Annotated in this window: 1 protein-coding gene; it reads left to right on the forward strand. The window is 71.6% G+C overall.

The annotated features are described in order from the left end of the window. On the forward strand, window positions 1-543 hold a 543-nt coding region (locus tag J9611_RS21270), incomplete at both ends, for a hypothetical protein (protein WP_211883218.1).

Genomic DNA, 543 nt, shown 5'->3' on the forward strand with positions numbered 1-543 from the left:
CGGCCGCCTGTGGCGCGCCCGGAACAACCTCGACGCGGCAGGACTCACGCCCGCCGGGTGGGACGCCCGATGGGCTGCCTCCCGGCTGTTCCTGACCGCCGACGGTGAATCGGGGAAGCGGTGCGGCAACGAAACCATCCGCATCGACCCCGGCGGGCGGCTGTCCCTGAAAGTCCCCGCCGTGATGGCCGCGGAGCATGGTGCGCGGCTGCATCTTTCCGTCCCGGTTCTGTTCCATCACCGCGCCGGCGAATGGCGCGACCGTGCCGCGTCCAACATGAACATCCGCTACGACATCAGCCACAACCCCGGGACCGGGCGCTGGTACATCGACGCATCCTGGGGATACCGGGACCTGCCGGTACCGTCCCCGGACAGCCTGCACGGCTCGCCCGCCCTCGGCGTTGACCTGAACGCCGGCCATCTGGCCGGCTGCGTCATCGACCCCTCCGGCAACCCCGTCGGGGCACCCCTGAGCATCCCGCCGGACCTGACAGACATCCCCGCGGCCACCCGGGACGGCAGGCTCCGCGCCGCCATCAC

Source organism: Pseudarthrobacter albicanus (assembly GCF_018224015.1).
Classification (GTDB): Bacteria; Actinomycetota; Actinomycetes; order Actinomycetales; family Micrococcaceae; genus Arthrobacter; species Arthrobacter albicanus.